The organism is Modestobacter altitudinis, assembly GCF_005930475.1.
Classification (GTDB): domain Bacteria; phylum Actinomycetota; class Actinomycetes; order Mycobacteriales; family Geodermatophilaceae; genus Modestobacter; species Modestobacter altitudinis.
The window spans coordinates 1-20,666 of the sequence record NZ_SJEW01000056.1; the positions used below are offsets into that span (position 1 = coordinate 1).

General features: G+C 75.3%; 21 protein-coding genes and 2 pseudogenes. 9 read left to right on the top strand and 14 right to left on the bottom strand.

All coding sequences use genetic code 11. The features are described from left to right. Positions 1 to 7: 7 nt before the first annotated feature. A complete protein-coding gene (locus FHL79_RS18090) occupies positions 8 to 883 on the bottom strand; it encodes a hypothetical protein (RefSeq protein WP_138759972.1) in 876 nt (291 codons plus the stop codon). Positions 884 to 1,000: 117 nt separating this feature from the next. Beyond that, on the bottom strand, positions 1,001 to 1,522 hold the full coding sequence (locus FHL79_RS18095; protein ID WP_218938507.1) for a hypothetical protein: 522 nt from the start codon (positions 1,520 to 1,522) through the stop codon (positions 1,001 to 1,003). Positions 1,523 to 1,657: 135 nt separating this feature from the next. On the opposite strand from FHL79_RS18095, the gene FHL79_RS18100 reads away from it, so the two are divergent. The 3 genes from FHL79_RS18100 (at position 1,658) to FHL79_RS18110 (ending at position 5,743) form a co-directional block, all read left to right on the top strand. After that, complete coding sequence (locus FHL79_RS18100) at positions 1,658 to 2,896, top strand: MFS transporter (protein ID WP_138759974.1); 1,239 nt, start codon at positions 1,658 to 1,660, stop codon at positions 2,894 to 2,896. 8 nt (positions 2,897 to 2,904) lie between these two features. After that, positions 2,905 to 4,077: a GNAT family N-acetyltransferase gene (locus FHL79_RS18105; RefSeq protein ID WP_246080942.1), complete on the top strand. Its 1,173-nt coding sequence runs from the start codon at positions 2,905 to 2,907 to the stop codon at positions 4,075 to 4,077. Between the two features lie 61 nt (positions 4,078 to 4,138). Beyond that, positions 4,139 to 5,743 (top strand): peptide chain release factor 3, encoded by a 1,605-nt coding sequence (locus FHL79_RS18110; protein WP_138759975.1) that lies wholly within the window; start codon positions 4,139 to 4,141, stop codon positions 5,741 to 5,743. On the opposite strand, the gene FHL79_RS18115 is transcribed toward FHL79_RS18110, so the two are convergent. Continuing rightward, positions 5,709 to 6,266 (bottom strand): DinB family protein, encoded by a 558-nt coding sequence (locus FHL79_RS18115; protein ID WP_138759976.1) that lies wholly within the window; start codon positions 6,264 to 6,266, stop codon positions 5,709 to 5,711. The genes FHL79_RS18110 and FHL79_RS18115 overlap by 35 nt on opposite strands. A gap of 27 nt (positions 6,267 to 6,293) precedes the next feature. Here FHL79_RS18115 and FHL79_RS18120 point away from each other — a divergent pair, with 27 nt between their 5' ends. Then, the gene (locus FHL79_RS18120) at positions 6,294 to 7,217 is read left to right on the top strand and encodes a tryptophan 2,3-dioxygenase (RefSeq protein WP_138759977.1); all 924 of its coding nucleotides are present in this window, start codon (positions 6,294 to 6,296) and stop codon (positions 7,215 to 7,217) included. A 32-nt stretch (positions 7,218 to 7,249) separates the two neighbouring features. Here FHL79_RS18120 and FHL79_RS18125 read toward each other — a convergent pair whose 3' ends face one another. The 3 genes from FHL79_RS18125 to FHL79_RS18135 all read right to left on the bottom strand — a co-directional run bounded on the left by FHL79_RS18125 (position 7,250) and on the right by FHL79_RS18135 (position 9,640). After that, complete coding sequence (locus FHL79_RS18125) at positions 7,250 to 8,125, bottom strand: DUF559 domain-containing protein (protein WP_138759978.1); 876 nt, start codon at positions 8,123 to 8,125, stop codon at positions 7,250 to 7,252. A gap of 130 nt (positions 8,126 to 8,255) precedes the next feature. Next, complete coding sequence (locus tag FHL79_RS18130; protein WP_138759979.1) at positions 8,256 to 9,263, bottom strand: LLM class flavin-dependent oxidoreductase; 1,008 nt, start codon at positions 9,261 to 9,263, stop codon at positions 8,256 to 8,258. Beyond that, positions 9,242 to 9,640, bottom strand: coding sequence for a Rid family hydrolase (locus tag FHL79_RS18135; protein ID WP_138759980.1), 399 nt, complete (start codon positions 9,638 to 9,640; stop codon positions 9,242 to 9,244). The genes FHL79_RS18130 and FHL79_RS18135 overlap by 22 nt, the downstream gene beginning before the upstream one ends. Positions 9,641 to 9,827: 187 nt before the next feature. Between FHL79_RS18135 and FHL79_RS18140 the strand changes: the two genes are divergently transcribed. After that, positions 9,828 to 10,664, top strand: a complete 837-nt coding sequence (locus FHL79_RS18140; protein ID WP_138759981.1) for an aldo/keto reductase — start codon at positions 9,828 to 9,830, stop codon at positions 10,662 to 10,664. Positions 10,665 to 10,734: 70 nt separating this feature from the next. On the opposite strand, the gene FHL79_RS18145 is transcribed toward FHL79_RS18140, so the two are convergent. The 3 genes from FHL79_RS18145 to FHL79_RS18155 form a co-directional block, all read right to left on the bottom strand. Next, entirely contained in the window at positions 10,735 to 11,121 is a 387-nt protein-coding gene (locus FHL79_RS18145; protein WP_138759982.1) for a GntR family transcriptional regulator, read from the bottom strand. A gap of 5 nt (positions 11,122 to 11,126) precedes the next feature. Continuing rightward, complete coding sequence (locus FHL79_RS18150; RefSeq protein ID WP_138759983.1) at positions 11,127 to 12,008, bottom strand: hypothetical protein; 882 nt, start codon at positions 12,006 to 12,008, stop codon at positions 11,127 to 11,129. Between the two features lie 83 nt (positions 12,009 to 12,091). Further along, positions 12,092 to 12,901, bottom strand: a complete 810-nt coding sequence (locus tag FHL79_RS18155; RefSeq protein ID WP_138759984.1) for a DUF3097 domain-containing protein — start codon at positions 12,899 to 12,901, stop codon at positions 12,092 to 12,094. A 280-nt stretch (positions 12,902 to 13,181) separates the two neighbouring features. Between FHL79_RS18155 and FHL79_RS18160 the strand changes: the two genes are divergently transcribed. The 3 genes and pseudogenes from FHL79_RS18160 to FHL79_RS18165 form a co-directional block, all read left to right on the top strand. Next, entirely contained in the window at positions 13,182 to 14,066 is an 885-nt protein-coding gene (locus FHL79_RS18160) for a DUF2382 domain-containing protein (RefSeq protein ID WP_138759985.1), read from the top strand. A 118-nt stretch (positions 14,067 to 14,184) separates the two neighbouring features. Next, a pseudogene (locus FHL79_RS26530) lies at positions 14,185 to 14,283 on the top strand (FAD-dependent oxidoreductase); the annotation flags it as partial. Between the two features lie 64 nt (positions 14,284 to 14,347). Beyond that, positions 14,348 to 15,319 (top strand): annotated as a pseudogene (locus FHL79_RS18165) (NAD(P)/FAD-dependent oxidoreductase); the annotation flags it as partial. 16 nt (positions 15,320 to 15,335) lie between these two features. On the opposite strand, the gene ppk2 reads toward FHL79_RS18165, so the two are convergent. The 4 genes from ppk2 to FHL79_RS18185 form a co-directional block, all read right to left on the bottom strand. Beyond that, positions 15,336 to 16,325, bottom strand: a complete 990-nt coding sequence (gene ppk2, locus FHL79_RS18170; protein ID WP_171058225.1) for a polyphosphate kinase 2 — start codon at positions 16,323 to 16,325, stop codon at positions 15,336 to 15,338. Positions 16,326 to 16,407: 82 nt separating this feature from the next. Beyond that, the gene (locus tag FHL79_RS18175) at positions 16,408 to 17,541 is read right to left on the bottom strand and encodes a glycosyltransferase (protein ID WP_218938508.1); all 1,134 of its coding nucleotides are present in this window, start codon (positions 17,539 to 17,541) and stop codon (positions 16,408 to 16,410) included. Next, on the bottom strand, positions 17,531 to 18,445 hold the full coding sequence (locus FHL79_RS18180) for a lysophospholipid acyltransferase family protein (RefSeq protein ID WP_138759986.1): 915 nt from the start codon (positions 18,443 to 18,445) through the stop codon (positions 17,531 to 17,533). The genes FHL79_RS18175 and FHL79_RS18180 overlap by 11 nt, the downstream gene beginning before the upstream one ends. A gap of 125 nt (positions 18,446 to 18,570) precedes the next feature. Further along, on the bottom strand, positions 18,571 to 19,218 hold the full coding sequence (locus FHL79_RS18185; RefSeq protein ID WP_138759987.1) for an FMN-dependent NADH-azoreductase: 648 nt from the start codon (positions 19,216 to 19,218) through the stop codon (positions 18,571 to 18,573). A gap of 98 nt (positions 19,219 to 19,316) precedes the next feature. On the opposite strand from FHL79_RS18185, the gene FHL79_RS18190 reads away from it, so the two are divergent. Beyond that, entirely contained in the window at positions 19,317 to 20,258 is a 942-nt protein-coding gene (locus tag FHL79_RS18190; RefSeq protein ID WP_138759988.1) for a threonine/serine dehydratase, read from the top strand. A 13-nt stretch (positions 20,259 to 20,271) separates the two neighbouring features. Here FHL79_RS18190 and FHL79_RS18195 read toward each other — a convergent pair whose 3' ends face one another. Then, a complete protein-coding gene (locus tag FHL79_RS18195; RefSeq protein WP_138759989.1) occupies positions 20,272 to 20,658 on the bottom strand; it encodes a YchJ family protein in 387 nt (128 codons plus the stop codon). Between the last annotated feature and the right edge of the window lie 8 nt (positions 20,659 to 20,666).

Consider the following 20,666-nt stretch of genomic DNA (forward strand, 5'->3'; position numbering starts at 1 on the left):
GGCGGGGTCAGCCGCCGATCGGGGTCAGGGCGGTCGGGTCCGCCGGCACCGGCAGCGAGCCCTGGACGCGGTTGCGGGCCTGGCAGTCGCTGGTGCAGTTGGTGGCACCAGCCGACAGCTCGATGGCGTCCTCGCCCAGGACGCCGCCCATCCGGCCGCCCGAGGTGACCGACCAGCGGGTCACCGTCGCGGACTGGGCGAGCTTGGCGGCGACCTGGGGGCTGTCCTTGCCCAGCAGCATCCGGTGCGTGGCGTCGGCGCCCACTCCGTTGCCGAAGTTGACCTTCCCGGTGAACTCGTTGACGAAGTAGAACAGCCCGGCGCCGAGGGTGTGCACGAACTCGACGGGGACGCCGAACTCCTGCTCCATCTGGAAGATCCCGCCCTGCGGCGCGTCCTTGGCCTGGACCTTGAGCGTGCCGGCCGCCGTGCTGAAGGTGACGACCAGCGTGTCGTCGCGCAGCCGCAGCTCCTGGATCCGCACGCCGGCCCGCTGGGCCGGGGTCAGCACCGGGACCTTGGAGGCGAACACCACGGTCGGCGCCGTCACCATCCGCTCCGGGTCAGCCGCGCCGGTGAGGGTGTAGTCGTAGACCCCCAGGGTGGCCGGGTCGATCCGGAACGTCACGTTCCGACCGGTGACGACGACGGGCGAGGTCGGCGCCAGGTCGGTGACCCGGAAGTCCTTGCCGGTGGCCGGGTCGGACGTGCGGCCGTTGACGGTGACGGCGAAGTCGCCGGTGACCGCACCACCCCCGCCGCCGTCCTCGACGGCGCCTCCGTCGTCGCCGCCGCCCCGGGCCTGGGCGATCCCCGGGACGAGCAGGACGGCGGTCGAGACGGCGAGGACGGCGAGCAGCCGTCGAGGTGTGCTGCGGGACATGGGCGGAGCCTCCGAGATGCTGTGGTCACCGCACGTGTGCGTGCGCTCACACATTGATGCATGAAGGTTCATGCAGAGTCCAGGACCGCCGGGAGGGTCATCCCGTGTCGCGGCGTGTCAGTGGGTGAGTGCCAGCTTGAGGACGACGACCACCGCGGCGACCGCGGCGGCGAGCGCGCCCACCGTCCAGGCCCGGCGGAGGGGGACGTCGGCCCGCAGCCGGCGGTAGACGACCCCGGTGCCGGCGATCCGCGCGAGCAGCACCGCGGCGGACAGGCCCTGCCCCCACAGCCCGGGGAGCCAGTCCAGCGCCGCGAGACCGAGCAGCAGCGCGGGGGTGACGCCCGAGCTCACGATCGGCACGGCGTCCCGCAGTTCGACGGCCACCGCGGTACGCCCGTCCTCGCCGCCGAACAGCGCGCCGATCGCGTGTGCGAGCACGTGTGCCACGTAGGTCGACAGGACGGTGCCCACGACCAGCACCACAGCCGTCCCCGACAGGACCGCCGCGGGGGAGGCGCCCACCACCGCGGCCAGCACGAGCACGTTGCCGTAGACGTAGGCCGACACCCGGCTCTCGGCGCGTTCGGCGGCCACGTCGTCGCGGTGCCGGGTCAGGGTGCGCAAGGCCGTGCTCACCGATCGAGGGCTCACCCGGCCAGTGTCCCGTCGTGCCGTCCGGGTGACCGGTCCGGCTGTTACCTTCGGGTCGCCACCCGAGGGTCCGGCGGGCATCCCCGCACTCGCCTGTGGCCAGGAAGCGCGAGAGCTGCTGTGTCACCCCGCACCGTCCTCACCCCGTACCTCGACCTGTTCGCCGTCTCCGGCACCCGGGCGTTCTCCCTCACCGGGCTCATCGCCCGCGTGCCGATGGCGACCGTCGGCCTCGGCTCGGTCCTGCTCGTGGAGGGCGAGACCGGCAGCTACGCGCTGGCCGGTGCCGTCGCCGGCACGCTCTCGCTGTCCTTCGCCGTCGGCAGCCCGCAGTGGGCCCGGGCGATGGACCGGGTCGGCCAGAGCCGGGTGCTGCGCGGCACCGCGCTGCTCTACCTGGTCTTCGGGCTGGCGTTCGTCGCCGTCGTCCTCGCCGACGCACCGCACTGGACGTGGTTCGCCCTCGCCGCGCTCAGCGGGGCCAGCGGCGCCAACGTCGGCTCGGTGGTCCGCAGCCGGTGGGCCAACGTGCTGCCCGACCCGGGGCAACGCCAGACGGCGTTCGCGTTCGAGTCGGTCGCCGACGAGGTGGTGTTCGTCCTGGCGCCCCCGTTGATCACCTTCCTGGCCGCCCTCGTCGCGCCGCCGGTCGGCTTCCTCACCGGGCTGCTGCTGGGCGTGGCCGGCGGACTGGCGCTGTCCCGGCTGGACGAGACCGCGCCGCCGGTGGCGGCGCGGGTGGCCGGTGAGCCGCGGACCCGGGTCCGGGTGCTCACGCCCGGGCTGATCGCGATCGCCGTCACCGACCTGGCGGTCGGCACGGTGTTCGGCGCGATGGACGTCGTCGTCGTCGGCTTCGCCGAGGCCGAGGGCCGCGGCGTCGCGGCCGGGATCGCGCTCTCCGCCTACGCCGGCGGCAGCCTGGTGGCCGGGCTGGTCTACGGCATCGTCCGCGTCCCGGGCACCCTGGTCGGCCGCTTCGTGGGGACCGCGCTGCTGTTCGCGGTCGCCGCCCAGGCGCTGCACCTGGTCGGCTCGCTGCCGGTCCTGGTCGCCATCGCCTTCCTGGCCGGGCTGACCATCGCCCCGGTGCTGGTCGCGGGGATGTCCCTGGTGGAGGCCCGGGTGCCCCGCGCCGGCCTGACCGAGGGGCTGACCTGGACCTCGACCGGGCTCGTCGTCGGGATCACCGCGGGCTCCGCGCTGGCCGGGACGGCGGTCGACGAGTGGGGCGCCGAGGCCGCCTTCGCCGTCCCCGCTCTGGGCGCCGCCGTCGCCGGGCTGTTCGCCGTCGTGGCCTGGCTGGTGCTCCGCCGGACCGACGTCCGGGCCGACGTCGCGGCGGGGGCGACGTCCTGACCCCGACCGTGCGGCCGCTGACCGCCGACGAGCTGCCGGCCGCCTGGGCGCTGGGCCGGCTGGCCTTCGGTGGCCCCGACGAGCCACCGCCCTCGGCGCTGCGCGAGGTCGACGGCGTCGTCCGGTTCGGCGCCTTCGACGACGCCGGACGGCTGGTCGGGAAGACCACCGAACTGCCGCACGAGCACTGGTGGGGCGGCCGGCGGGTGTCCTCGGCCGGGGTCAGCGGGGTCGCCGTCCGCCCGGAGAGCCGGGGCGGCGGTGTGGCCCGCGCGATGCTCGGTGCGCTGCTCGAGCACGCCCGGGAGCGCGGCGCGGCGGTCAGCGCGCTGTACCCGACGGTCTCCGACGTCTACCGCTCCGCCGGCTGGGAGGTGGCCGGGGTGCTCGGCGCCGTCGAGCTCGACACCGCCGGGCTGCCCCGGCCGCGGGATCCCGGCGGGGTGGCGCTGCGCCCGGGGGATGCCGCCGACCTGCCGCTGGTCACCGACCTGTACGAGCAGGTCGCCCGCACCCACGACGGGCTGCTCACCCGGCGCGGCGGCTTCTTCGACCTGGAGCCGGCGGACGCCCCGCTGCCCCGCGGCGTGGACGCCCTCACGCTGGCCGAGGTCGACGGCGAGCTGACCGGCGCGCTGCTGTTCGGCCGGGGCCGCGGCTACGGGCCGGACGCGCGGCTGGACGTCACCACCCTGCTGGCCCGCGATGCACCGGCCGCCCGGGCGCTGGCCGGCGTGCTGGCCGGCTGGCGGACGGTCACCCGCACCGTCCGGGTGCCGCTGCTGGCCGGGGACCCGTTCTCGATGGTGCTGCCGCTGGAGCGGGCGGAGCACTCCGGTCAGGTCTGGATGCACCGGCCGGTCGACGTCGTCCGCGCGGTGGAGACCCGCGGCTGGCCGGCACACGTGCGCGGGCAGGTGGCGTTCCGGCTCGGCGACGCGCTCGCGCCGTGGAACGCCGGGGCCTGGGAGCTCACCGTGGCCGACGGCGCGGGGACGCTCACCCGGGCGGCGCGGGAGCCGGACCTGGCGCTGGACGTGCGCGGCTTCGGCGTCCTGTACTGCGGCGTGGGCACCGGCCGGTCGGCGGCCCAGGCGGGGCTGGTCGGGGGAACCGGCGACCCGGCGGCGTTGGACCTGCTGGCGAGCGGTCCCGCGGCGCAGCTGCTGGACTACTTCTGACCGGGGACCGCCGTACAGTCGGAGGAACACCCCGTTCCACCCGAGGAGACCTCGCACGTCCATGAGCAGCCCGTCCAGCGCCGCCGCCGCGGCCGAGGTGCTCCCTCAGGCAGCGCGTCGGCGGACCTTCGCCGTCATCAGCCACCCCGACGCGGGCAAGTCGACGCTCACCGAGGCGCTCGCGCTGCACGCCCGGGTGATCGGCTCGGCCGGCGCGGTGCACGGCAAGGCCGGGCGCCGCGGCACGGTGTCGGACTGGATGGACATGGAGAAGGCCCGCGGCATCTCCATCACCTCGGCGGCGCTGCAGTTCGAGTACCGCGACGCGGTGGTGAACCTGCTGGACACCCCGGGGCACGCGGACTTCTCCGAGGACACCTACCGGGTGCTGACCGCCGTGGACGCCGCGGTGATGCTGATCGACGCCGCCAAGGGCCTCGAGGCGCAGACGATGAAGCTGTTCGCGGTCTGCCGGCACCGCGGCATCCCGGTGATCACCGTGGTCAACAAGTGGGACCGGCCGGGCAAGGACGCCCTCGAGCTGATGGACGAGGTCAGCGAGCGCACCGGGCTGGAGCCCACGCCGCTCACCTGGCCGGTCGGCATCGCCGGTGACTTCCGCGGGGTGCTCGACCGCCGCGACGGCAGCTACCACCGGTTCACCCGCACCGCCGGCGGCGCGACGATCGCCCCCGAGGAGGTGCTCCCCGCCGCGGCAGCCGAGGCTCGCGAGGGCGTGGACTGGACCCGGGCGGTCGAGGAGGGCGAGCTGCTCGACGCCACCGAGGCCGACCACGACCAGGAGCGCTTCCTGGCCGGGGAGACGACGCCGGTCATCTTCGCCTCGGCGGTCTCCAACTTCGGCGTCGGTGCCCTGCTCGACGTCCTGGTGGACCTGGCCCCCGCGCCCACCGGGCGGCCGGACGCCGACGGTGCCGTCCGCAAGCTCGACGACCCGTTCAGCGCCTTCGTGTTCAAGGTGCAGTCGGGCATGGACGCCGCGCACCGCGACCGGCTGGCCTACATCCGGATCTGCTCCGGGGTGTTCGAGCGCGGCATGGTCGTCACCCACGCCTCCACCGGCCGGCCGTTCGCCACCAAGTACGCCCAGCACGTGTTCGGCCGCGAGCGGGAGAGCGTCGACGTCGCCTACCCCGGTGACGTCGTCGGCCTGGTCAACGCCAACGCGCTGTCGGTCGGGGACACCCTCTACGTCGACGCCGGGGTGCAGTTCCCGCCGCTGACCACCTTCGCGCCGGAGTACTTCGCGGTGATGCGCGGCAAGGACACCGCCAAGTTCAAGCAGTTCCGCCGCGGGATCGGCCAGCTGGCCTCCGAGGGCGTGGCGCAGGTGCTGCGCTCGGACCGCCGCGGCGACGCCGCTCCCGTGCTCGCCGTCGTCGGGCCGATGCAGTTCGAGGTCGCCCAGCACCGGATGGAGTCCGAGTTCGGCGCGCCGGTGGAGCTGGACCGGCTGTCGTACACGATCGCCGTCCGCACCGACGCCGCCTCCGCCCCGGCGGTCGCCGCGGCGCGCGGGGTCGAGGTGCTGGAGCGTGAGGACGGCGAGCTGCTGGCGCTGTTCATGGACAAGTGGGACCTGCGCTCGCTGCAGCAGCGCAGCCCGGAGCTCACCCTCGAGCCGCTGGTGGCCGCCCAGCTCTGAGCACGTCGTCGATGTCGGCCAGGTGATGCCGGCCCTCGTGCGCGGCGTTGCGGAGCAGCCAGCGCACCGTCCGCTCCTCGCCCGGCAGCCTGGTCACCCGGCGGTCCCAGCCGTCCCGGGTCACCCGCCGGACCTCGTCGGCGACCCCGTCGACCGCCGCGGCCAGCTCGCCGAGCACCGCCGGGACGTCGCAGTCGGCGTAGCGGAAGCGCCGGGCCCGCAGGTCGTTGAGCATCGGCTCGAGCACCGGGAGCTCCTCGGTGCGCGCCCGGTGCAGCCGGATGGTGCTGGTGACGTACACGTCGCGCAGGTGGCAGAGGTACTCGGCGGCCGACCAGGTGTCCGGGTCCGGCCGGCGGCGCAGCTCGGCATCCGGCCGGCCGGACAGCAGCACCTGGGCCCGGCCGGGGACGGCTCGGACGATGGCGGCGGCGACGTCCACGGGGAGCGCGGCGAAGTCCAGCCCGCAGGCACCGCAGACGTGGTCCTCGGCCGGCAGCGGCGGGACAGCGGCGGTCGTCATGGGCCCATGCTGCTGTAGAGAGTGCCCATGACCACCCGTCGTCTGCCCGGCGCCCGGCCCGAGCCGCCCGCCGCCATCCGCCCGGCCGCCCCGCCGCCGCTGGACGGCGACACCCGCGCCGAGCGGGCGGCCGCCAACGCCGGGCTGCCCACGGTCGAGTTCGCCGAGGCCACGCCGTACGAGGCGTACGTCGGGGTCCGCCAGCTGCAGGCGCTGGTGCGCACCGTCACCGACCACCCCGCCGAGCCGGCGTTCCTCGTGGTGACCCAGGTGATGGAGCTGTGGTTCACGCTGCTGCGCCGCGAGTGGGAGCTGGCCCAGCGGCAGCTGCGGGCCGACGACCTGGACGGCGCGGTCGCCTCGATCCGCCGCTCGGTGCACCACCTGCGGTCGCTGGACGCCAGCTGGGGGTCGCTGCTGTGGCTCACCCCCGCGGAGTTCAACGGCTTCCGGGACTCCCTCGGCGAGGCGTCGGGCTTCCAGTCCTACGAGTACCGGGACGTGGAGTTCCTGCTCGGGTTGAAGGCGGAGTCCGTCGTCCGGCCGCACCGTGGCCTGCCCGTCGTGCACGCCGACCTGCAGCGCGCGCTGGCCGGGCCGTCGCTGGAGGACGACGTGCTGGCGTACCTGGCCCGGCGCGGTCTGCCGGTGCCGGCCGCCGTCCTGGCGCGGGACCGGTCCGTCCCGCACGAGCCGGACCCGGCGGTGACCGGCCTGTGGGCCGACGTCTACCGGGACCCGCGTCCCGCCAACGAGCTGTTCGCGCTGGGGGAGGCGCTCACCGACGTCGCCGAGGTGTTCACCACCTGGCGGCAGCGGCACGTCACCGCCGTCCGCCGGGCGATGGGCGCCAAGCCGGGCAGCGGTGGCTCCGCCGGCCTGGTGTGGCTCGAGCGCAGCGCCGCCCGCGTCGTCTTCCCCGACCTCTGGGCCGCCCGCACCACCGTCTGACCCCTTGGTCGCCAAAGGCGCGCTTTTGGCGGTCATGAGGCGGACAGATCGGTCAGCGCGTCACGGATCCGCTGGACGACCCGGTCCATGTCCCGGAGGTCGGCGGCGCTGATCCGGAGGACGCGCCACCCCGCTGCCCGGAGCGCGGCGATCCGCTCGTCGTCCTTGGGTATCTGGTCGTCCTCGAAGTGGTAGGCGCCGTCGTACTCCACCGCCAACCGCAGTTCCGGCCAGGCGAAGTCGACCCGGGCCACGAAGGAGCCATCCGCGAAGACCTTGAACTGCACCGTGGGGTCGAGCCCGGCCAGCACCAATGCCACGCGCACCCACGACTCCGGCGGTGACGCGGCGCGGGAGTCCACGAGCGGGACGGCGCGGCGCACCCGCACCACTCCCCACCGGCCACTGCCCTGCTCGGCTGCTGCGGCCAGGTGGCTGAGGACCAGGTTCTCGGTGCGCACCATGGCGTCCAGTGCCGCGACCGCCGTGGGCAACGACTCCAGGGCCGCGACGTCCCAGGCGGTGCGCAGCACCGAGCTCAGCGGTACGTCGCCGGCGACGGTCACGTCGGCCGGCGCCAGCGGCGCGCGGTGGACCCGGACCCCTCGCGGTCCGACCCACCGGACGTCGGACGGGCAGATGACGGTGACCGGGTCAGCGGCAGCCGCGAACCGGGCTCCGTACCAGGCTGCTGCCGAGTGCCCACCGATGACGGCGCCCGTGGGCAGCAGCAACGACACACCCCGGGCGCGCAGTCGATGGTCGTGGGTCAGCCCGGGGTCGGCGTAGACGCCGCGGACCAGGCGCCGCCAGCCCAGGCGCCGCAGCTGGTCGCGGGTCAGGTGCCCCGCAGCAACGGCATGGCTGCCGAGGAAGACACCGGTCAGGTGGGGATCACGACGGGGCACCCAGGGAGCCTGGCCGACGGGGGCGGCCCATGAGCCCGTCGTCCACAGGTCGCCGTCCCCTCGACCGCCGAAAGCACGCTTTTGGCGATCAAGGGGGTCGCCGAAGGCGTGCCTTTGGCGGATCGCGGGGTCAGAGGCGGGGGAGGACCTGCTGGCCGAGGACGGCGACCGCGGCGACCGGGTCGGGGCCGAGCGGGGGGCCGAAGGAGAGGTGGGTGGCGCCCTGCTCCTGCAGCCAGCGGCAGCGGCGCACCACCTCGTCGGCGTCCCCGGCGATGCCCAGCCGCAGCATCGCGGGGGTGACCAGGTCGGTGGCCCGCTCCGGCTCGCCGGCGGACAGCGCCGCCTGGATGTCGGCGAAGTCCTCGACCGCCAGCCCGGCCCGGGACAGCAGGTACGGGGAGAAGGAGGCGCCGTAGTAGGCGATCTTCTCCGCCAGGGCCCGTTCGGCGCGGGCGCCGTCGTCGTCGACCGCCACCCAGAAGGCGGCGGCGACGTCGACCTCCGCCGGGTCGCGGCCGGCGTCGCGGGCACCGGCGTGCACCAGGTCGCGGGCGACCGGGAAGTGCTCGGGCGGGTAGAGCAGCGGCAGCACGCCCTCGGCCTCGGCGCCGGACATCTGCAGCATCTTCGGGCTCATCGCGCCCACGTAGACCGGGGCCGGCGCGCCCAGCGGGAAGCGCAGGTGGGCCTCGGGCGTCCACGCCTCCCCGGTGCCGGGGACGTCGGAGGGCCGGTCGCCGCGGCTCAGCGCGCGCACCGCCCGGACGGCCTCCCGGGTGCGGGTCAGCGGCAGCGGCCGCGGGATGCCGGCCCAGCCGAGGAACTCCTCGGCGCCGGCCGCCAGCCCGAGCAGGAACCGGCCGCCGGACACCTCCTGCAGGGTCGCGGCGAGCATCGCCAGCTCGGCGGGGTGCACCGAGTACGGGTTCATGATCCCGATGCCCAGGCCGATCCGGGAGGTGCGGGTGGCCGCGGCGGTCACCATCACCGGTGCCGAGCGCAGGAACAGGTCGTCGGAGACCCACACCTGGTCGAACCCGAGCGCCTCGGCGGCCACCACCAGCTCGACGTACTCCGCCACCGGCAGGTCGTTGTTCAAGCGCAGGCTGGTCGTCACGAGGAGGCCCCGGTGCACGCGTCCAGCTCCACCTCGACGAGGAACCCCTCGCCGATCAGCCCGGCCACGAACAGCGTGGTGTTGGCCGGGGAGACCGCGCCGAGCACCTCGGCGTGGGCACGCGCGGCGCCCTCCCAGTCGGCTCCCGGGGCGAGCAGCAGCCGGGTGCGCAGCACCTGGTCGAGGCCGGCGCCGAGCGCCCCGGCCGCGGCGACCGCCCGTCGCAGCGCGGCACCGGCCTGGGCGTGGGTGTCCCCGGGGTGCGCCGCCGTCCCGTCCGGGCCGGTGTCGGTCGTGCCGCTGACGGCGATGCAGCAGCCGGCGCGGGCCGCCCGGCTGTAGCCCGCGGACGCCTCCCACCCGGTGCCGTCGGTGACCCGCTGGAGCTCTGCCACGTGCCCTCTTCCTGCCCGACGACGGTGCCGCTCACCGTAGTGATCAGCACCGCCGGGCATTCCCGCCGGCGCGGTGAGATGCCTCGCGGGTAGGACGGCGACGGCCGGGGTAGGTCGCAGACCAGGCCGGTCGCGCCCGCAGGCTCGCGCGCCGCCCCTCATCCGTCCCACCTCTGGAGGACCCCGCATGGCCACCGTGCCCACGATCACCCTGAACAACGGCATCGAGATCCCGCAGCTCGGCTTCGGCGTCTACCAGGTCCCGCCGGAGGACACCGCGGACGCCGTGCAGGCCGCGCTCGAGGTCGGCTACCGGCACATCGACACCGCCGAGATGTACGGCAACGAGAAGGGCGTCGGCGAGGGCATCCGCGCCTCCGGCGTCCCGCGCGAGGAGGTCTTCGTGACCTCCAAGCTCAACAACGGCTTCCACGCCCACGACGCCGCGCTGAAGGCCTTCGACGGCACGCTCGAGGCGCTGGGCTCGGACTACGTCGACCTGTTCCTCATCCACTGGCCGCTGCCGGGGATCGACGTCGACTACGTCGAGACCTGGAAGGCGCTGGAGGAGATCTACCGCTCCGGACGGGCCAAGTCGATCGGTGTCTCGAACTTCAACGCGCACCACCTGCGCAAGCTCTTCGGCCAGACCGAGATCCGCCCCGCGGTGAACCAGATCGAGGTGCACCCCTACCTCGCCCAGGACGAGCTGCGGGCCTTCGACGCCGACCACGAGATCGCCACCGAGGCCTGGTCGCCGATCGCCCAGGGCAAGGTGCTGGACGACCCGACGATCCTCCGCGTGGCCGAGCGCCACGGCAAGACCGCCTCGCAGGTGACCCTGCGCTGGCACGTCCAGCGGGGCGACATCGTGTTCCCGAAGTCGGTCACCCGCAGCCGGGTCGAGGAGAACTTCGACATCTTCGGCTTCGAGCTCTCCGAGGACGACTTGCGCGAGATCACCGGGCTGGACCGCAACGAGCGCACCGGCCCCGACCCGGACACGTTCAACTACATCCCGTGATCGAGAGGCTCCGTCATCCGGGGCACCGCAGCGGCCGTCGTCCTCCCCGGGACGGCGGCCGCTCGCCGGTTCAGGACGTCGTGGGCTGGTGGACCAGGGCGGCGCGCACGATGGCGAGCACCGTCTCCGGGTCGACGCCGTCCGCGCGTGCGGTCCGCGCCAGGACGGCGGCCGCCTCGCGCACCCGCTCCTCGCCGACGGGCCGGGCGCCGGGGCCGGCGGTGACGACCGTGCCGGTGCGCCGCCGGCTCGCCACCAGCCCCGACGCCTCGAGCTCGGCGTAGGCGCGGGCCACGGTGCCCGGGGCCACGCCCAGGTCGGCGGCGAGCGCCCGCATGGTCGGCAGCCGCGCCCCGTCGGGCAGCAGCCCGCTCTGCACGTAGGCCGCGATCTGGCCGCGGATCTGCTCGTAGGGCGGGGTCGCCGCCTTCACGTCGACCGTGATGTCCAGCGCCATCGTGGTCAGGCCGGCACCTGCTGGTCGGCCGGGACGCCGGGTGCCCGGACGCAGAGCACGACGAGGCCGGCCAGCAGTCCGGCCAGGCCGCAACCGAATAACACCAGCCCGAGCACGGCCAGCGCCTGCGGGCCGACGTTGCCGGCCACGCTGCGGGTGGACATGCCCGCCACCAGCACCAGCCCGCTGGTCGTGACCAGGGCGGAGCCGACAGCGCCACGCAGCACCCGGTGCGCGGACGCCCGTCGCAGGGCCGACTCCGCCCGCTCGTCGGTCGTGACGACCGCGGCCCGGGTGGCGACGACTCGCAGGGCGCCGATGGTCAACGCGGTGAGCGCGAGGAGGCCGAGCGCTGCCGGGCCACCGTAGGTCCACCCGGGGAAGGGGCTGGCGGTCCCGGTCAGCATGCCGTCCGCGCTGCGGAGGGACACGCTGCGGCCGTCGTCCTCGGCGAGCACGGCGCCCAGGACGAGGGTGACGGCCGCGCCGACGACGGTGCCGCCGGCCAGCCGGACGAGCCACCGCGGTGCCGCGTCGAGCAGCCCGCGCCGGACCAGCCGGGCACGGCGGAGCGGACCCTGCGGACGGGGCCAGGTCAGCTCGCCCAGGGCCAGGACGGCGGTGTGCACCACGCCGAAGGTGACCGGGACCAGCAGTGCCGCGATCCCGAGGCTCGCCGGCCCGTCGCCGGTGAACGGAGAGGTGGCCCCGGCGGCGAGGGCGGCGGCGGCAGCCACCACGACTGCGGTGAGCGCCGTCCACGAGGCGTGCTGGCGGGCGGCCGCCACGGTCGCCTCCGCGCTGGGCGGCACCCGTCGGGTGAGCACGGCGCCGACGGTCACCGCCGCCGCCAGGACCACCACGAGCAGCAGGGGCAGCAGCGCCACGACGACCTCCGCATGTTCATTGCATCAAGGGATTGACACAATGGCGCACCGGTCGTTGCGGTGCAAGCACCAGGGGGTCGGGGTCACTCGGTGGTGACGAAGTCGATGAGCTCCTCGACCCGACCGATCAGCGTGGGCTCCAGGTCGGTCCAGGTGCTGACCCGGGCGAGGATCCGCTGCGCCCACACGTAGCCGGTGTCGTCCTCCCAGCCCAGCCGGCGGCAGACACCGGCCTTCCAGTCCTCACCCCTGGGCACCGTCGGCCACGCCGTGATCCCGACGACGGAGGGCTTGACCGCCTGCCAGATGTCGATGAACGGGTGGCCGACCACGAGCGCGTGCGCCCCGGTGACCTGAGCAGCGATGCGGGTCTCCTTGGAGCCGGTCACCAGGTGGTCGACGAGGACGCCGAGCCGGCGGCCCGCCGAGGGCCGGAACTCCCGCACGATCCCCGGCAGGTCGTCCACGCCGTGCAGCGGCTCGACGACGACGCCCTCGATCCGCAGGTCGTGGCCCCAGACCTTCTCCACCAGCTCGGCGTCGTGCTTGCCCTCGACGTAGATGCGGCCCTCGCGAGCGACCCGGGCGCGGGCGCCGACGACGTAGGTCGACCCCGACGCACTGCGCTGCGGGCCGGAGGGGGCGTTCTGCTTCGGCCGCACCAGCACGACCGGCCGGCCGTCGACCCAGAAGCCGGGGCCGAGCGGGTAGGCGCGGACCTTCCCGAAACGGTCCTCCAGGTGGACGACGTCCTTCTCGCAGCGCACCACGGCCCCGACGAACCCGCTGCTGGGGTCCTCCACGACGACGTCCTTGAGCGCCTCCACCTCGGGTGAGGGCTTCTTCTGGGTGCGCGGGTGGACCAGGTCGTCGTACGGCGAACGAGGAGGCACGTCCTCCATGCTCAGGTCGAGGAGCGCCCGCGGCGGTCGCGACACGCCCGGGCTGCACAGGCGTTGTTCGGTCCCGGCGTGTCGGACCGGTCCGTCCCGGCGGCGTGTCCGTCCCAGAAGCCCCCTCTGACCTGCGGCTTCGGGACGGGCGGGGGCGACCGGGCCGCGCACGACCATCACACAGGGTCAGATCGATCATGAACGGGCCGTTTCCGGATCAGCTCGAGGGGCATGAGTCGGACCGAGCCACATCAAGATCCCCCGAGCCAAGGAGTGGAACATGATCGGCACCGACACCCTCGATCGTGTGATCGGCGCAGACGTCTACGACGCTGACGGCACGAAGATCGGCACCGCTTCCGAGGTCTTCCTCGACGACCAGTCCGGCAACCCCGAGTGGGTCACCGTGAAGACCGGCCTGTTCGGCACGAAGGAGACCTTCGTCCCGATCCGTGAGGCGGACATGACCGGCGACGGGCTCCGCGTACCGGTGACCAAGGCCCAGGTCAAGGACGCCCCGAAGATCGACACCGACGGCCACCTCTCCCCGGACGAGGAGCAGGAGCTGTACCGCTACTACGGCGTGGGCGGGACCGGGCAGCACAGCGACGTCCAGTCCACCACGACCGACACGTCGCGGACGACGACCAACACCGGCATGGGCGCAGGCGTCACCGACGAGGTCGGCGACACCACGGCGAACACCACCGCCGGCTACACCGACACCGACGTCAACCGCCACGGCACCAAGGGCCACGACACCTCCGGCCCGACCACCGATGACGCCATGACGCTCTCCGAGGAGCGCGTCAACGTCGGCACCCAGCAGGTCGAGGCAGGCCGGGCGCGGCTGCGCAAGTACGTCGTCACGGAGAACGTGAGCCAGACCGTCCCCGTCTCGCACGAGGAGGTCCGCGTCCAGCGCGAACCCATCACCGACGCCAACGTCGGCAACGCCATGGACGGGCCGGCCATCTCCGAGGAGGAGCACGAGGTGACGCTGCACGCCGAGCGTCCCGTCGTGGAGAAGGAGGCCGTGCCGGTCGAGCGCGTGCGCCTGGACACCGAGACCGTCACCGAGCAGGTGCAGGTCAACGAGCAGGTGCGCAAGGAGCAGGTCGACACCGACGGCATCACCGGTACGACCGGCGACGACCGCCGCTGACCCACCGCACCAGCTGATCCACCGCAGGGCCCGCCAGCGCCCGTCCCGGCCGTTCGGGGCGGGCGCTGTGCTGTGCGCGGTCAGTTGCCGCCGGATGACGCCGTGACAGATTGGCGGCATGGCTGCAGCGCAGGGCGTCGTCGTGGTCGGGGCCGGCATCGTCGGGGCCACGGCGGCCTGGCAGCTGGCCCGTCGCGGCGTCCGCGTCGACCTGGTCGACTCCGGCGAGACGGGCCCCGCGACGGCGGCCGGGGCGGGCATCGTCCAGCCCTGGCGTCCGGCGGCCACCGGACGCCAGGGCCGGGTACAGCGACCTCGCCGGGGCGACCTACCCGCAGCTGGCGGCCGGGCTGGCCGCCGAGTCGGGGCAGGACCCGAGCTACGCCGCCGTCGGCGGGCTGACGGTCAGCCGGGACGTCTCCGGGCTGCGGGACATGGCCGCGGCGCTGGAGTCCGTCCGGGACAGCCGTGGCTGGACCGGCCTCGGCGCGGTGGAGCTGCTCGCGCCCGGTCGGGCCACCGAGCGCTTCCCGGTCCTGGACCCCGGGTTCGCCGCCGTCTGGACCGGCGGCGTCGGCCGGGTCGACGGCCGGCTGTTCCGGGACGCCGCGCTGGTCGCGGCCGAGCGCGCCGGCGCGGTCCGGCACAGCGGGCGCGCCGAGCTGGTGCGCGACGGCGACGGGGTGCGCGGCGTCCGGGTGGACGGCCAGGTCGTCTTGGACGGGGACGCCGTCGTCCTGGCGGCCGGCGCCTGGTCGACGGAGCTGTGCGCGCCGCTGGGCCTGCGGCTGGGGCTCGGGCCGGTGCGCGGGCAGATCGTGCACGTCGAGCTGCCCGGTCGGGAGACCGCGGGGTGGCCGACGGTGATGACCCTGGGCGAGGAGCACGGCCACCACTACGCGCTCGCCTTCCCCGGCGGCCGGGTCGTGGTGGGCGCCACCCGCGAGCCCGGCGCGGGGTTCGACTCCCGGGTGACAGTCGCCGGTCAGCGCCAGGTGCTCGACGCCGCGCTCACCCTCGCGCCGGGCCTCACCGACGCGACGGTCCTGGAGACCCGGGTGGGCTTCCGGCCGGTCAGCGCCGACGGGTACCCGCTGCTGGGCGCCGTCCCCGGGCTGGCCGGGCTGGTGGTGGCCACCGGGCTGGGCGCCAACGGCCTCACCTACGGTCCGCTCACCGGCGTCCTCGCCGCCGGTCTCGCCCTCGGCGAGCGGCCGCCCTTCGACCTCACCCCCTTCCGCCCGGGCCGCTGAGGGGGCCGGGGCACCCTCAGCCGGCCTCGAGGGGCAGGGTGTCGCCGGGCTCGGGCATGACCGGGTCGGCGAAGTCCTCCTCCAGGACGTCGGCGGCCGAGCCGACGATCAGCGGGTCGGGGACGCCGACCGCCGCGACGTCCTTGTCGGTGTAGTCGAACCGCGCCAGCACGTGCCGGATGGCCTCGAGCCGGGCGCGCTTCTTGTCGTTGCTCTTGATCACCGTCCAGGGGGCGTGCTCGGTGTCGGTGTGCAGGAACATCGCCTCCTTGGCCTCGGTGTAGGCGTCCCACTTGTCCAGCGAGGCCAGGTCGGTCGGCGAGAGCTTCCACTGCCGCACCGGGTCGATCTGCCGGACGATGAACCGGCTGCGCTGCTCACCCCGGGTGACCGAGAACCAGAACTTGACCAGCTGGATGCCGCTGCGCACGAACATCCGCTCGATCTCCGGCGCCTGGGCCATGAACTCCAGGTACTCGTCGGCGGTGCAGTAGCCCATCACCCGCTCGACGCCGGCGCGGTTGTACCAGGAGCGGTCGAACATGACGATCTCGCCGGCAGCGGGCAGGTGGGACACGTAGCGCTGGAAGTACCACTGGGTCTTCTCCCGCTCCGAGGGCTTGTCCAGCGCCACCACCCGGGAGCCGCGGGGGTTCAGGTGCTCGGTGAAGCGCTTGATCGTGCCGCCCTTGCCGGCGGCGTCCCGGCCCTCGAAGACCAGCACCAGCTTCTGCCCGGTCTCCTTCACCCAGCCCTGCAGCTTGAGCAGCTCGATCTGCAGCTTCCGCTTCTCGATCTCGTAGTCGCGGCGCTCCATCCGGTGGTCGTACGGGTACCCCTCCCGCCAGCTGTCGACCCGGTTGCCCTGGGGGTCGAAGAGCTCGCGGTCGTCGTCCCAGTCCTCGTCGGAGTTCGTGTCGGGCAGCGCGTTCAGCCGCCACTGGCTGAGGTCCAGCACGGGGGACGGCGTGCCCTCGGGGGCGTGGTCGCGCAGGGGCTGGGTCATGACGCCTCCAGGGGTGCGGGGAAGGGGACGACCGGTCCGATCCTGCCCCGGGACCGCGCCCCGCGCGATCGGCAGGGCCCGTTCAGGCGGGGACTGGGCTGCGCAGCCGCTGGAGGTGCTCGATCAGCTCGTCGCCGACCCGCCCCCAGGTCCGCCCGTCGACCGAGGGCCGCGCCCGGGCCGCAGCGGCGGCCAGCGCGGTGGGGTCCTCGCGCAGCCCGGCGACCATCGCCGCGAGCACGTGGGGGTCGTCCCCGGCCCACAGCCAGCCGTTCTCCCGGTGCCGCACCAGGTCCAGCGGTCCGCCCGAGGCGGCCACCACGGCCGGCACCCCCGCGGCCAGCGCCTCCTGCACCGCCTGGCAGAACGTCTCGTCGGCACCGGGGTGCACGAACAGGTCCAGCGAGGCCACGACGGCGCCGAGCTCGGCCCCGCCGAGCTGGCCGAGGAAGCGCGCCCGGGGCATCGCCCGTTCCAGCGCGCGGCGCTGCGGCCCGTCGCCGACGACGACGAGCTGGACCCCGGGCAGCACGCTCAGCGGGGCGAGCAGCTCCAGCCGCTTCTCCACCGCCAGCCGCGCGACCACGCCCACGACCAGCCCACCCCGCGGGGCCAGCGCGGCGCGCAGCGCGGGGTCCCGGTGGCCGGGCGAGAACTGGTCGAGGTCGACCCCGCGCGGCCACAGCGCGACCGGGCCGATGCCCTGGCGGGTCAGCTGCGTGGCCGCCGCCGACGACGGCGCCAGCGTGAGGTCCGCCGTCCCGTGCACGGTGCGCAGGTACCGCCACGCCGCGGCCGGTCCGCCGGGCAGCCGGTACCGCTGGGCGTAGGCGGCCAGGTCGGTCTGGAAGACGGCGACCGACGGCGCGCCCAGCGCCCGGGCCGCCCGCGCCGCGGCCAGCCCCAGGACGGCGGGGGAGGCCAGGTGGACGACGTCGGGCCGCAGCAGCCGCAGGACGGCGGTCAGGTCACCGGCCGGCCGGGCCAGCGGCAGCTGCCGGTACCGCGGCAGCCGCATCGCCGGGACGGTGACCACCTCGACCCGGGCGCCGCAGCGGGACTCGTAGCTGCTCCCCGAGGGGGCGACCACCACCGGGTCGTGGCCGCGCACGGCGAGGTGGTCGACCACCCGCAGCACCGAGTTGACCACCCCGTTGACCGCCGGCAGGAACGTCTCGGCGACGACCGTGACCCGCATGCCGACGTCAGGCGGCACGCGCCACCCCGGGCCGGCGGGCCGGGCGGCGCACCGGGACCGGCGCCGGCACCCGGGGCAGCCGCGGGTGGGCGGTCACCACCGGAGGCCGTGCCTCGGTGACCGCGGCGATCGCGTACTCGGCGAGGGCGGCGAGCTCCCGGCGGTCCGCGCCGGACGGGTCGAGGGCCGGCAGCAGGTGCACCTCGACGACCAGCCCGCGGGTGGCGAGCACCCGGGCGAGGCTGCGGCGCAGCGACTCGCCGCCCAGGTGGGCCACGACCGCGGTCCCCGACCCGCCGTCGGTCCGGTAGCGGACGGCGACCGGGCAGACCGGGGCGGCGGCGTCCACCGCGGCCTGGAAGAAGGCGGGCCGGAAGCGGCCCAGCTGCACGCCGCAGGACGTCGTCCCCTCGGGGTGCACGGTCACCGACGTCCCGGACTGCAGCAGCCCGGCCGCCTCCGCCACCGCGCCGGGCAGCGCCCGCACCCGGGCCCGGTCCAGCAGCACGACGCCGGTCCGGCGGAGCAGGCCGCCGACCAGCGGCCACTCACCGATCTCGGCCTTGGCCACCGGGACGCCGGGGACGACGGTCAGCAGCGCCAGGCCGTCGAGCCAGGAGACGTGGTTGGCGACGACGAGGGAGCCGGTGCCCGAGCGCGGCCAGCCGACCGGCGAGGCGTGCACCTCCACCCGCACCCCGGCCGCGGTGAGCAGCCGCGCCGCGGCACAGACCACCAGCCGCCGCCGGCCGCGGGCGCCGGCCAGGTGCGCGCGCGCCGAGGCGGCCGCGGTGCCGGCGAGCGCGCCGGCCAGCCGGCGGCGGCGGTGCCGCTGCAGCGCGGGGTCGGCCGCGGGCGCCGGGTCGGCGGCGCAGCGGGGCGTGCAGGCGGAACGGGGGACCCAGGGCAGTGCTGCGGTCACGGCGACACCTCGGCTGCCGGCAGGCCCCTGGACGGGGCCCGGACAGTGCCAGGTTCAGCGGCGCAGGTGACCGCCCGGTGACCGCGGCCCGGCGCGTCGCCGTCGGTCCGGCGAAGGCGTGGCGGTCAGGCGGCGATGCCGGCGGCCAGCTCCTCGGCGTAGCTGCGGGCGGCGTCGGCCTCGGCCGCCGCCTGCCCGCGCAGGTCCGCCATCGCCGGGACCCGGTCGGCCAGGGTCAGCTGCAGGGTGATCACCGAGACCGACATGCCGAAGGACTGGCCGAGCACCAGCTCCAGCGGCGGCACGGTGTGGTCCCAGCTGGCCTGCTCGCCGCCGGAGTCGTAGCTCGCGCCGCGGCTGGAGACGACGACCGCGGTCCGCCCGGCCAGCGGCCGCGCCTCGTACTCGCCGAACGGCACGGTGGTGCCCAGCACGTGCACGTGGTCGATCCACGCCTTCAGCGTCGAGGGCAGCGACCAGTTGTACATCGGCGCCCCGACCAGCAGGACGTCGGCGGCCAGCAGCTCGTCCAGGTAGCCCTGCTGCCGGAGCTCGTCGGCCGGGTCGAGGGTCTCCGCTGCGGTGCGCAGCCGCGGCGCCCAGTGCAGCGCGGCGTCCGGCAGGTGCGGCGGCGGGTCGGCCTGCAGGTCGCGGGCGGTGACCGTGAAGGCCTTCCCCCGGGCCTGCCAGCCGCGGACGAACGCCGCGGTCACCGCCCGCGACGCGGAGCTGCGAGGGTCGGCGGACGAGTCGAGGTGCAGCAGGTGCGGCATGGCGGTTCTCCCGGGGCTGGGGCGTGCGCGGGGTGGCCGCGGACCCCCACCCAAGCAGGGACCCTCCCGCGGACCGCCACCGGCCGTAGGGTCGGGCGGTGCTCACCCGCGACGACGTGCTGGCCGCCCGCCTGAGGACCGCCGGGCACGTCCGCCGCACCCCGCTCCTCCAGGTGGGCGGGTCCGGCTGGCTGAAGCTGGAGTTCCTCCAGCACACCGGGTCGTTCAAGGCCCGCGGCGCGTTCAACCGGCAGCTCGCCGCGGCCGAGCGCGGCGAGCTGGACCCGGCGATCGGCGTCGTCACCGCGTCCGGCGGCAACGCCGGGATGGCGCACGCGTTCGCGGCACGCTCGATCGGCGTCCCGGCGACGGTCTTCGTGCCGGAGCCGACCCCGGCGGTGAAGGTGGACCGGCTGCACTCCTACGGCGCCGACGTCCGGCTGGTGGGCAGCGAGTACGCGGAGGCGCAGGCGGCGGCGGTGGAGTTCGCCGACGCCGCCGGCGCGGTCTTCTGCCACGCCTACGACCAGCCGGAGATCGCGGCCGGGGCCGGGGTGCTCGCCGAGGAGCTGCTCGACGACCTGCCCGGCACCGACACCGTCGTCGTCGCGGTGGGCGGCGGCGGGCTGCTGGCCGGCGTGCTCGCGGCGGTCGACGGCCGGGCCCGGGTGGTGGCGGTCGAGCCGGTGACCGCGCCGACGCTGGCCGCCGCGCTGGCCGCCGGGGAGCCGGTGGACGTCGAGGTCTCCGGGGTGGCCAAGGACTCGCTGGGCGCCCGGCGGCTGGGGGCGATCGCCTGGGACGTCGTCGGACGGTCCCCCGGCCTGGTGAGCGTGCTGGTCCAGGACGCCGACGTCGTCGCTGCCCGCGCAGAGCTCTGGAGCGAGGCCCGGGTCGCCAGCGAGCACGGCGCGGCGACGGCGTACGCGGCGCTGACCTCGGGTGGCTACGTGCCGGCGCCGGGCGAGCGGGTGGTCACCGTGGTGTGCGGGGCGAACACCGACCCGGTGACCCTCGCCGCGGAACCCGCCGAGGTCTGATGTTCCACGTGGATCAGTCCAGCCTGTCGCCGTCCAGGTAGCGCCACTGGCCGTCCTCGCGGACGAACCTGCTGTCCTCGTGCTGGGTGCCGGAGGCGCCGTCGACGACCGAGTGCGCACGGAACTCCACGGTGCCCACGGTGGCCAGCAGCCCCCCGCCGGAGGTGCGGAGCACCTCCAGGCCGATCCAGCGGACCCGGGGGTCGAGGTCGATCGCGCCGGGCCGGGTGGTGGAGTGCCAGGTGCGCACCAGGTACGCCGGGTCGCCGACGGCGAACGCGCTGTACCGGGACCGCATCAGCTGCTCGGCCGTCGCCGCGGTCGTCGTCCCGTCGTGCAGCCGGCCGCAGCACTCGGCGTAGGGCAGTCCGGAGCCGCACGGGCACAGGCTGGTCGGCATGCGCCCCA

What these genes read in the sequence shown, in the direction of transcription:
- FHL79_RS18090 (WP_138759972.1), bottom strand. Translation starts at nt 883, where the DNA reads ATGTCCCGCAGCACACCTCGACGGCTGCTCGCCGTCCTCGCCGTCTCG.
- ppk2 (WP_171058225.1), bottom strand. Translation starts at nt 16,325, where the DNA reads ATGACCCAGCCCCTGCGCGACCACGCCCCCGAGGGCACGCCGTCCCCC.
- FHL79_RS18145 (WP_138759982.1), bottom strand. Translation starts at nt 11,121, where the DNA reads ATGGCGCTGGACATCACGGTCGACGTGAAGGCGGCGACCCCGCCCTAC.
- FHL79_RS18195 (WP_138759989.1), bottom strand. Translation starts at nt 20,658, where the DNA reads ATGCCGACCAGCCTGTGCCCGTGCGGCTCCGGACTGCCCTACGCCGAG.
- FHL79_RS18185 (WP_138759987.1), bottom strand. Translation starts at nt 19,218, where the DNA reads ATGCCGCACCTGCTGCACCTCGACTCGTCCGCCGACCCTCGCAGCTCC.
- FHL79_RS18120 (WP_138759977.1), top strand. Translation starts at nt 6,294, where the DNA reads ATGACCACCCGTCGTCTGCCCGGCGCCCGGCCCGAGCCGCCCGCCGCC.
- FHL79_RS18140 (WP_138759981.1), top strand. Translation starts at nt 9,828, where the DNA reads ATGGCCACCGTGCCCACGATCACCCTGAACAACGGCATCGAGATCCCG.
- FHL79_RS18160 (WP_138759985.1), top strand. Translation starts at nt 13,182, where the DNA reads ATGATCGGCACCGACACCCTCGATCGTGTGATCGGCGCAGACGTCTAC.
- FHL79_RS18110 (WP_138759975.1), top strand. Translation starts at nt 4,139, where the DNA reads ATGAGCAGCCCGTCCAGCGCCGCCGCCGCGGCCGAGGTGCTCCCTCAG.
- FHL79_RS18115 (WP_138759976.1), bottom strand. Translation starts at nt 6,266, where the DNA reads ATGACGACCGCCGCTGTCCCGCCGCTGCCGGCCGAGGACCACGTCTGC.